Source organism: Terrabacter carboxydivorans (genome assembly GCF_039532035.1).
In the GTDB taxonomy this organism is placed as follows: domain Bacteria; phylum Actinomycetota; class Actinomycetes; order Actinomycetales; family Dermatophilaceae; genus Terrabacter; species Terrabacter carboxydivorans.
Genome location: NZ_BAAARE010000026.1, coordinates 44,185 through 53,262 on the forward strand (window position 1 = coordinate 44,185; position 9,078 = coordinate 53,262).

11 protein-coding genes are annotated in these 9,078 nt (G+C 70.5%); 6 read left to right on the forward strand and 5 right to left on the reverse strand.

The genetic code is table 11. From position 1 onward, the window contains the following. Positions 1-48 precede the first annotated feature (48 nt). The 3 genes from ABD297_RS21000 (at position 49) to ABD297_RS21010 (ending at position 2,965) form a co-directional block, all read left to right on the forward strand. The gene (locus ABD297_RS21000) at positions 49-1,446 is read left to right on the forward strand and encodes an MFS transporter (RefSeq protein ID WP_344257084.1); all 1,398 of its coding nucleotides are present in this window, start codon (positions 49-51) and stop codon (positions 1,444-1,446) included. After that, positions 1,443-2,009, forward strand: a complete 567-nt coding sequence (locus ABD297_RS21005; RefSeq protein WP_344257073.1) for a MarR family winged helix-turn-helix transcriptional regulator — start codon at positions 1,443-1,445, stop codon at positions 2,007-2,009. The genes ABD297_RS21000 and ABD297_RS21005 overlap by 4 nt, the downstream gene beginning before the upstream one ends. Before the next feature lie 572 nt (positions 2,010-2,581). Continuing rightward, positions 2,582-2,965 carry a hypothetical protein gene (locus tag ABD297_RS21010; protein WP_344257074.1) on the forward strand — a complete coding sequence of 128 codons (384 nt, stop codon included), beginning with the start codon at positions 2,582-2,584 and terminating at the stop codon, positions 2,963-2,965. Between the two features lie 177 nt (positions 2,966-3,142). On the opposite strand, the gene ABD297_RS21015 is transcribed toward ABD297_RS21010, so the two are convergent. From ABD297_RS21015 to ABD297_RS21025, 3 genes are read right to left on the reverse strand one after another with little or no spacing between them, the layout of a single operon-like run. After that, positions 3,143-3,754, reverse strand: a complete 612-nt coding sequence (locus ABD297_RS21015; protein WP_344257075.1) for a maleylpyruvate isomerase family mycothiol-dependent enzyme — start codon at positions 3,752-3,754, stop codon at positions 3,143-3,145. Then, positions 3,751-4,194 carry an SRPBCC family protein gene (locus ABD297_RS21020; protein ID WP_344257076.1) on the reverse strand — a complete coding sequence of 148 codons (444 nt, stop codon included), beginning with the start codon at positions 4,192-4,194 and terminating at the stop codon, positions 3,751-3,753. Before ABD297_RS21020 ends, ABD297_RS21015 begins: the two co-directional genes overlap by 4 nt. Then, positions 4,191-4,541 (reverse strand): ArsR/SmtB family transcription factor, encoded by a 351-nt coding sequence (locus tag ABD297_RS21025; protein WP_344257077.1) that lies wholly within the window; start codon positions 4,539-4,541, stop codon positions 4,191-4,193. The genes ABD297_RS21020 and ABD297_RS21025 overlap by 4 nt, the downstream gene beginning before the upstream one ends. Before the next feature lie 405 nt (positions 4,542-4,946). Between ABD297_RS21025 and ABD297_RS21030 the strand changes: the two genes are divergently transcribed. Beyond that, positions 4,947-8,048, forward strand: a complete 3,102-nt coding sequence (locus ABD297_RS21030; protein WP_344257078.1) for a family 78 glycoside hydrolase catalytic domain — start codon at positions 4,947-4,949, stop codon at positions 8,046-8,048. Positions 8,049-8,372: 324 nt separating this feature from the next. Here ABD297_RS21030 and ABD297_RS21035 read toward each other — a convergent pair whose 3' ends face one another. Beyond that, a complete protein-coding gene (locus ABD297_RS21035; RefSeq protein ID WP_344257079.1) occupies positions 8,373-8,552 on the reverse strand; it encodes a hypothetical protein in 180 nt (59 codons plus the stop codon). A gap of 18 nt (positions 8,553-8,570) precedes the next feature. On the opposite strand from ABD297_RS21035, the gene ABD297_RS21040 reads away from it, so the two are divergent. Together ABD297_RS21040 and ABD297_RS21045 are read left to right on the forward strand one after the other, a co-directional pair. Then, the gene (locus tag ABD297_RS21040) at positions 8,571-8,756 is read left to right on the forward strand and encodes a hypothetical protein (protein ID WP_344257080.1); all 186 of its coding nucleotides are present in this window, start codon (positions 8,571-8,573) and stop codon (positions 8,754-8,756) included. Then, positions 8,753-8,950 carry a hypothetical protein gene (locus ABD297_RS21045; RefSeq protein WP_344257081.1) on the forward strand — a complete coding sequence of 66 codons (198 nt, stop codon included), beginning with the start codon at positions 8,753-8,755 and terminating at the stop codon, positions 8,948-8,950. The genes ABD297_RS21040 and ABD297_RS21045 overlap by 4 nt, the downstream gene beginning before the upstream one ends. A 10-nt stretch (positions 8,951-8,960) precedes the next feature. Here ABD297_RS21045 and ABD297_RS21050 read toward each other — a convergent pair. Continuing rightward, the coding region (locus ABD297_RS21050; protein ID WP_344254950.1) for an integrase core domain-containing protein at positions 8,961-9,078 on the reverse strand (118 nt) is incomplete at its 5' end.

Here is a 9,078-nt window from a genome sequence, read left to right on the forward strand (position 1 = left end):
GATGTTCTGTCAGAGAACTACTTTGCGAGGCGCCGGGAGTGCGTGAGGATGATCTTGGTCGAGTCGGCTCGTCCGAAGGCCGTGCGGGACCACCCGTGGGCCGGGTGGCTGGCCGTGGGCACCGTGTGCTTCGGGGCCTTCATGGGTCAGCTCGACGCCAGCATCGTCACGCTGACGTTCCCGGCCCTCCAGCGCGAGTTCGAGGCGCCGCTGGCCGCGGTCCAGTGGGTGTCCCTGGCCTACCTGCTCGCGCTCGTCGGCCTGGTGGCCGCTGCCGGTCGGGTCGCTGATGCCGCCGGCCGCAAGCTCGTCTACCTCTGGGGCTTCGCCGTCTTCACCGCGGCATCCGCGGCGTGCGCCCTGGCGCCGAGCCTGGGCTGGCTCGTGACCTTCCGCCTCGTGCAGGCCGTCGGGGCGGCCATGCTGCAGGCCAACAGCGTCGCCCTCGTCGTCACGAGCGTGCCACGGCACACGGTGCGGGCCGCGCTCGGTGTCCAGGCTGCGGCCCAGGCGCTCGGCCTGGCGCTGGGCCCCGTCCTCGGCGGTCTGCTGGTGGGGTCCGTGGGCTGGGAGTGGGTGTTCTGGGTCAACGTCCCCGTCGGCGTCATCGCCCTCGTCGCCGGTCGGTTCCTCCTGCCCCGCACCCGGCAGCGGACGCCGCTCGGCCGGTTCGACTGGTCCGGTCTCGTGCTCCTGGCCGGGGCGACCACCTTGCTCATGCTGGGGATCTCCGGGTTCTCCGGACTGGCCGTTCCCCCGGTCGTCGCCCTGGGGCTGCTCGTGCTGTCGGCGGCAAGCTTCGTGGTGTTCGCCCTGCGCGAGCGACGCGCAGCGAACCCGCTCATCGACCTGTCGCTGCTGGGCCCCAGACCCGTCTCCGTCGGGCTGCTCGGGGCGATGTTCGCCTACCTCGTGCTCTTCGGGCCGCTGGCTCTCTTCCCCCAGGTGCTCGGAGTCGAAGGTCTGGGAGGTCTGGTGCTCACGGCGCTCCCGGCAGGCTTCGCGCTGAGCGCTGTGATCGCCGAGCGCGTGCTGCCGCGCGGCTGGTCCCCCCGCACCCGCGGTCTGGGCGGGGCGGCGCTGTGCGTCGCGGCCCTGGGGGCGCTGAGCTTCGCGCCGGCCACGAGCGTGTGGGTGGCCGTCTGGCTGCTGGTCCTCGGTGTGGGGCTCGGCGTCTACATCCCGGCGAACAACGGGACGGTCATGGCAGCCTTCCCCGCCCGCGCGGCAGCCACTGGTGGCGGGCTGGTCAACATGGCCCGTGGCCTGGGCACGGCTCTGGGCGTCGCCGTCGTCACCCTGTCCCTGCATGTCGGCGGCCTGTCCGGGCCCGGCGCGGTCGGTCCACGTCTGGCCCTGGCGATCCTGCTGGTGGTCGGACTCGCCATCGCGGCAAGCGTCGCGCTCAGCACGGTCCGGGTCGAGGGTGCGGAGCGGACGCGGTGAACGACGTCGACGCCACGAAGTCAGCCGCGGTGGACGCGGACCCGGACGACACCGCCCTGGCCGACGTCATCGCCCAGCTGCGGCGCGCGATGAGGCGATCCGCCCGCGTGAACGACCCCGCCAACACGCTGTCCGTGGCCCAGCTCGAGCTGCTGTCCTGCCTGGGGGAGAACCCCGACTCGCGTCCGAGCCAGCTGGCACGCCTGCTCCGTCTCGCGCCGAACTCGGTCACCACCCTCGTCAACAGCCTGCACGCCCGACGGCTGGTCGCTCGGACTCCCAGCAGCACCGACGGGCGCGCGGTCTCGCTCGCACTCACCGACGCAGGCGAGCATGCGGTGCGGCAGTGGCAGTCCACCAACTCCGCCATCCTCGGTCGAGCACTGCGCGACCTGGAGCCCGCGACCCGCACGCAGGTGACCTCGGCCCTCCCCGGCCTGCGGGAGCTGGTCCACGCCATCGACGCCGTCGTCCTCCCCGGACTCCTGCCGGGGGAGGAGGGCGGGGGAGACCCTGAGCGAGAAACGCGACCCTCCCGACCGTCCAGACCGTCGGGAGCCTGACGTTCAGCCACGGGTCACCTCGTTCGGCGAACGGAAGCGCTCCTCCTCACATGGCCGACGTGCGCGCTCGTCACGTCTCGGCACATCGCGGCGCTCCACGTCGGGTGCGACAAGCAGTCGTCATGTCACGATTCCGCACGCTGTCGCCTGATCGGCAGACCCGTTCCCCTGCCTCTTCTAGCGTGACGGGCAAAGACAGGGGACGTGATGGACAGGACTCAGTCCTTCGCAGGCAAGGCGCTACGGGTCGCCCTCATCGTCCTCGGTGCGGGCGTCGTCGGGTATGTCGCGCTGATGGTCCTGCTCTTCTACGGGTTGCGGGAGCCATATCCGTACCTGCATGTCACCAACGAGACCGGTCGCCCGCTGCTCATCGAGCGCGCGGACACACCGAGCTCTCCCGGCGAGGCGGGCTGGAGCTCGCTCGTGTGGGGCACGAAGGGGTACTGGCAGGCGTCCAGCAGCGACCAGTGTGACCGCGACCAGCTGGTGGCTCGCGACCTGTTGGGCACCGTGGTCGCCCGGCGCGAGGGCGCCTGTAGCTCGGAACCTGGACCATCACCGCAGACGGATTGCCCCCAGCGCCCCGATACCAGCGCGAGGCTGTTCCGCCCGACCAGGTCGAGGTCCGCCTCGTCCTCTACCCCTACGGGAAGGAGGAGCCCGCGGTCAGGTGGTGGCGGGAGCTGCCTCAGAACCTCTCCCGGGCCGCGGCCGTGGGTCCGCAGGCGGGAGTGACGGTGCAGGGCCCGTTCGTCGAGAGCGAGCAGCTGACGTTGTACGTCCGGGGGCCGTCTGATGCCACCGTCTTGGAGTTCGCCCGCTCCCAGGTGCTGCGCCCCTCGCCCGGCAGGGTCTACGCCTTCGTGAGCGCCCCGGGCCAGCTTGCTCCGCAGACCGGGCGCGCAGTGCTTCTGGACGCCACGACCCGGCCTACGCCGGCCCGTACTCGCTGAGGACAGCCGAGAGCAAGGGGGTGTGCAACGCTGAACGGAACTGTCCAGCGCGCTGCGCGGCACCGGTGCCGGGCCAGTCGCGATCGCAAGGGCAGCTCGGAGCCGCCCTGCTCCCTTCCAGCGCGCGCACGGATCAAGGGCCCGCTGGGCAGGAGACCAGCGAGCACGCATTTCGGGTCACACCGCTTTGGAAGCCTCAGGGTCGGCGAGACGCCGCCCGGAGAGGATCAGTGCCAGCTCGGCAGCCGGAGCCCTGACGACGCGCCCACTCCCGTAGGACCAGTCGAGGTCCTCGGCCTGCAACTGCATCCCTTGGAGGGCAACCCCGAAGTGAGTCAGGCTCCGCGGCACGGTGAGCCCGTCGAGGACGATGCGAGTGCGTGCCGCAGGCGGGCGCCGGCCGACCGCCAGGGCCTCGGTGATGTCGAGTCCGTGGACGACCGCGTGGACAAGGGCGCCGGTGGCACCCCCGCCGGGTGGGGTCCAGGCCAGCATGCGCGGGGCGCGCAGCGCGGCGAGGAGCTGCTCCGGGGTCCGCCGGGCATCGAGCCGGGCGCGTCGGTCTGCCAGCACGTCCCACCGCATACGGGCCCGAAGCAGTCCGAGGAGGACCACGGGCGGTGAGGCGTGCATCGGCAGGGTCATGTGGGCCACGACCTCTCGCACGCGCCACCCGGGGCAGAGCGAGGGTGCGTCCCACGCGGCGGCTGGGAGTCCCGCGAGCAGGTCCGCCAGCTCGGACAGCTCTCCGGCGACCTGGTCGGCGACCTCGGCCGTGACGGCACTCATGCCGAAGCCGCGGACATGGTCCGAAGGTAGGACTCCAGCTTGTCGAGCGACGTGCGGAAGCCCGCCTGCGCCTCGGGGGTGAGGAAGGCCGCCGGCATGTTGCTCTGCTCGATGGTGACTTCTGTGCGGCCGTCGCCGAGGTCGGTGAAGGTCGAGACGGAACGAAGCCCGCTCTCGACCTCGGTCCAGCCGATCAGCTCCGGCTCTCGGATCTCGTCGAAGACGGCCCGCATCGTGTAGCGGCTGCTGCCGTCGTCGGCGACCATGACCGTCTCGAAGACGCCACCCGGTCGAGCGTCGACGGTGATGCCGCCGAGCGGCGCGCTCATCCCGGCCGGCCCCCAGAACTGCGCGAGGTGTTCGGGCGTGAGCATGCACCGGAACACCAGCTCACGCGGTGCGGAGAAGATGCGGGTGTGGCTGACGGTTCCGTCGTTCATCGGGAGGTTCCCTTCTCGGGTGGGGTGGACTGAACGGCGCGAAGGTGCGCCTCGAGCTTGTCGAAGCGTGCGTTCCAGAGCTGGCGTGACGCCTCGATCCAGTCGATGGCGGCGTCGAGGGGCTCGCGCTCGAGGTGGCACGGCCGGGTCTGGGCCTGCCGAGACCGGGTGATCAGGCCGCTGCGCTCCAGGACCTTCAGGTGTTTCGAGATCGCCGGCATCGAGACCGAGAAGGGCTCGGCCAGCTCGGTGACCGTTGCGTCGCCCTGCGCCAGACGCGCCACGATCGCCCTCCTCGTCGGGTCGGCCAGCGCCATGAACGCTGCATCCAGTCGATCGTCGGTCATCGTCGTCATGATCTAACTTAACCATCGAGTTATATAACCGTCAAGGCAAGTATGCGGCCCTCTCGCGCGTACGGGACTCGTTCGCGCATCCGTTCCGCGCGCCCGTTCGCAGGCGGGCGAGTGCAGGAATCTGCTGCCGTCTGCCAACTGCAGCGGGCGCCACCTCCTGGCATGGACAGCAACAGCCGCAGCGTCGCACGAGCAGGGCCGACGCCGTCACGGCAGGCCTGGTCATGCAGCGCTGAGCGCTGATGGGGGAGGGATGGAGACCTCCAGGTAACGGTGAAAAGCGGGCTTGGCCGCCCGGCCGTGATGGGGCTTTCGAGCAGGTATGCTCCACGCTGGGGTGTCATCCCCACAGGGAAGCGGCTGCCGGGGGGCGGCCGAAGGGGAAGGTCATCCAGCATGCGTACGCTTCGCGCCGGTCTCGGCGCTCTCACCGTCCTGCTCGCGGGCGGTCTCGTCCTGACGGGGGGAGTGCAGCCGGACGGGGCCTCGGCCCAGGCTGTTGCCGCATCACGCTCGACGACGACCCAGCCGGACCCGGGTACGAGCGGGGACCCCGGCCCGGCCGACGGTGCGCCGAGCATCGCCACGGCCCCTCAGGTCTCGGGTTCGGGGCGGCCCCTGACCATGTCGTCGACGAAGAGCCTGCGCGCGACGGCGGCGCCGGCGCCGACCAGCGGGCTCGCCCGTGCGGGTTCGCTCGCCGCCCCGGCCGCGGCTCCGTCGGCCACCGGGTGGATCACGAGCCAGGCGTGGAACATCGTGCCCGCGCAGGGCGCCGCGACGCCGCCCATGCCGGTCTTCGCCCGCGACGTCGTGCTCGGCGAGGCGCCGCAGCAGGCCACCCTCACGATCGCCGGTGTCGGACTCTACGCGCCGACGGTCAACGGACGCCCCGCCTCCTCCGCCGTCCTGCAGCCGGGGACATCGGACTTCACGCAGAGCATCGAGTACCGCAGCTACGACGTCACCGCGCTGCTGGCGGCGGGGCGCAACCGCCTCGGCGTCGAGCTCGGCACAGGCGTCTACGACGAGGTGAACCTGCCCGACCGCTACTCCAAGCTGACCCACATCGGCGGGCCCCTCGGTTTCACCGCGCGCCTGGACGTCACGGAGTCCACCGGCACGACGTCGTTCGACACGTCGAGGGACTGGTGGGCCAAGGCCGGCGGCACCCAGGTCAGCGACTGGTACGGCGGGGAGAGCTACGACGCCTCGAAGCGCCCCGACGCGCTGGCCGATGCCTCGCTCCCCATCGACGCGGCGTCCGGTTGGGCGCCGGCCGTCGTCGCCAACATCTCCTCGTCGGTCGCGCTCTACGGCCAGAACGCCCCCGCGGTGACCGCGGGTACGCCTGTCCCGGCAGCGTCCGCGACACGGCTCGCCTCGGGTGACTGGCTCGTCGACTTCGGCGCCTACGTCACCGGTCAGCCGCAGCTCCAGCTCGCGGCGCCCGCGGGCCGCGTTCTACGCATGTACCCCGCCGAGAGGCTCGCCGGCGGCGTGCCCGACCAGTCGACGTCGACGGGCAACGCCGCGCTGCCCATCTTCGACCAGTACACCTTCGCCGGGAGCGGCATCGAGACCTGGCACCCACAGTTCGTTTACCACGGCTTCCGCTACCTCCGGGTGACCGGAGCCGGCGGCCTCAGCCTCACGCCCGCCATGTTCTCGGCCGTGCCCGTGAAGGCAGACCTCCCGGGCGCGGGGTCGTTCACGTCCTCCAGCGCCCAGCTGAACTCCATCGTGTCGATGACGAAGACCTCGGTCGACGCGAACCTCCAGTCGATCCTCACCGACTGCTCCAACCGCGAGAAGCTCGGCTGGCTCGAACAGGACTATCTCCTCTTCGGCCTGCTGTCCGGGCGCTACGACATGTCGGTGTACGGCCCGAACATGGTGCGCCTCATGCGCGAGGCCCAGCGGTCGGACGGCTCCATGCCCGAGATCGTCCCCGAGGTCGTGCGGTTCCCGGCGCCCTTCGACAACGACGTCAACTGGGGCGCGGCCCTCGTCATGGTGCCGTGGAACCTCTACCGCACCTACGGCGACACCGACACCCTCGCGCAGACCTACCCCGCCATGCAGCGCTACGTAGCCTCCCTGCAGGGCAAGGCATCGGGGAACCTTCTCAAGGTCGGCCTCGGTGACTGGGCCTCCCTCGCCGCGGGCCACCAGCGCGACGTGACGACGTCGATGGGCTACTACGGCGTCGTGAGCACCATGGCCCGAACAGCAACTGCGCTCGGGCGCACCGACGACGCGACGGCATACGCGACCCTCGCAGGCCAGATCAGGACGGCGATCAACGCCGCCTACTACCGCGACAAGATGTACGGCTCGGAGCAGGCGACCAACGCGATGGCGCTGGTGCTCGGGATCACGCCCGACGTCCAGGCCAGCCGCGGAGTGCTCGTCTCCCTCATGGGCACGTGGAGCAACCAGTTCAGGGTCGGAGAGGTCGGCCTCGCGTACGTCTTCACCGCCCTGCACGACATGGGCCGCGACGACCTCCTCTGGAGGGCGATCACCTCACCGACCTCGCCGAGCTTTGCCTCGTTCGTCACGTCGGGGGCGCCCGCGCTCCCGGAGTACTGGAGCGGCATGAGCGGCACCGGCTCACTGGCCCACTTCATGCTCGGCCGCCCCGCACAGTGGGCCCAGGACGGCCTCGCCGGCATCGACCAGACCGACGACTCGGTCGGCTACCGGCACCTGCTCATCCGCCCCGCCGTGTTCACGGGACCTGACTCCGTCACCGCCACCCGCAACACCCCGGCCGGGTGGGTGAAGGTCGCCTGGACCCGCTCCAACGGCAGCGCCCACGTCGACGTCACGGTGCCGTCGGGCTCCACCGCGAGGGTGGTGCTGCCGAACGGCACGACTGAGGTAGCCGCTGGGACGTCGTCCTTCGACACCCCGCTGGGCACCCGTGCGTCCTACGGCGCCACCGGCTTCGTCGTGCCGGTCGCCCCGATCTCGAGGCTGCCCTGGACCTCGGTGCTCTATGCCTCGGTCTCCGGCGTCCAGACCCGCATCACCTACGCCCAGTGGCAGGCCACCGGCTTCCGGGCACCAGTCACACGACTGCCTGCCGGCTCGGTCGTCGCCTACGCTCCCTCAGGCTCCACGCTGTTCGCCTGGACGCCCGACAAGCAGATCCACCAGCTCACGTACTCGGAATGGCGCCAGCTGGGCTCCCCGGCCCCCGTGCGACTGCCTCGACCGGTCACGAAGTACCAGTGGTCGAAGAACGTGTGGATGACGACGAAGTGGAAGTCCGACCCCGCCACCTGGGTCGTCAAGCAGCTCACCGGCAGCGAGTGGGTCGCCATGGGCTCGCCTCGCCCCGCCGACAACGTCGTCACTCCCCAGTCGAAGGTCTTCCGTCGTTCCGGCCAGTCGACCATCTACCTGACCGACCCCAGCGGGTTCACCCACGCCCTCACCTACGCCGAGTGGGGCCACCTGGGCTACCCCAAACCGACGACCATCGCCTAGACGGGGAGAGTCCAAGAGCTCCCGACGTCCGCCCCTGCCGCAAGGCGCGCATCACTCGGTGCTCGGGACCGTGGGACGATATGGGCGTGAATGGCGGCGAGCCGATCGACGAGGAGTCGCCAGCCGCGCTTCGAACATGGGACTCGACCATCGGCCCCGACGGAATCGGTTACCTCATCGAGGCTGCGCCTTCTGGGGTCGTTGGCTGGCACTGCGACCAGGCACTCAACTTCGACTACGGCTTTAGGACTGGTTTCAGCACACGCTGCAACGTGCGCCAATGCCGCCGAGGGGGCGATCGATCCTGTCGATGAGCTCGCCTCGTCACCATGCGGTGTCGCCGCCATGCATGGCGCTCTCCGACCGCTGTTCGGTCCTATGTTTCAGGCATGGCAGCGTCTCGTAGGGCACGTCGCCGGCGTCGTCGTGGGACTCGTCGTCGTTCTGCTTTGCGCTTGCACGCCACGCCCGCCGGGCTTGGTTGCCGTTGGCCGTGACCATCACGGCACGACGGTGGGGGCGATGGTCGTCTGCAGCGACCCGCCCGACCGCGCCGCACTTGTCCCCACGGCGCACCTCGAGGAGAGCGCGCCGGCCCGGCGAGAGTCGGCGAGCTGGCAGTTCAGGCGCGAAGCGCTCCGTCGAGGGTCCCTCATGACGTGGCCCCTGTTCGGCAGCACCGACCGCGACAGCATCCGCTCCCTGTGACGACGGCTGAGTTCGCCCCGGAGGACGCCATGTCGCTCTACGTGCAAAGGGACCCCCAGGACGGCGCCTCCCGCATCGACTTCACCTTGGCTGAGGTCGACGAGCTCGCGCTCTCGGAGTTTCTCTACGCAGACTCCAGCGGCAGGCTTCGCCGCGGTGACGAAGCCGACGTGCTGAGCACGGCCCACTTCTAGATGTACTCGGTCATGACGTTGGTGACAGGCGGCTGATCGGCGGCAGGCCGTTGAGCGCGGTGTGGCGTCGTCGAGTGTTGTACTCCTTCAGCCAAGGAGCAAGGGCTGCAGCTCGATCGGCATTGCTG

Coding starts and splice junctions, on each gene's coding strand:
- ABD297_RS21000 (WP_344257084.1), top strand. CDS start 49: ATGATCTTGGTCGAGTCGGCTCGTCCGAAGGCCGTGCGGGACCACCCG.
- ABD297_RS21020 (WP_344257076.1), bottom strand. CDS start 4,194: ATGAACGACGGAACCGTCAGCCACACCCGCATCTTCTCCGCACCGCGT.
- ABD297_RS21040 (WP_344257080.1), top strand. CDS start 8,571: ATGGTCGTCTGCAGCGACCCGCCCGACCGCGCCGCACTTGTCCCCACG.
- ABD297_RS21015 (WP_344257075.1), bottom strand. CDS start 3,754: ATGAGTGCCGTCACGGCCGAGGTCGCCGACCAGGTCGCCGGAGAGCTG.
- ABD297_RS21030 (WP_344257078.1), top strand. CDS start 4,947: ATGCGTACGCTTCGCGCCGGTCTCGGCGCTCTCACCGTCCTGCTCGCG.
- ABD297_RS21025 (WP_344257077.1), bottom strand. CDS start 4,541: ATGACCGACGATCGACTGGATGCAGCGTTCATGGCGCTGGCCGACCCG.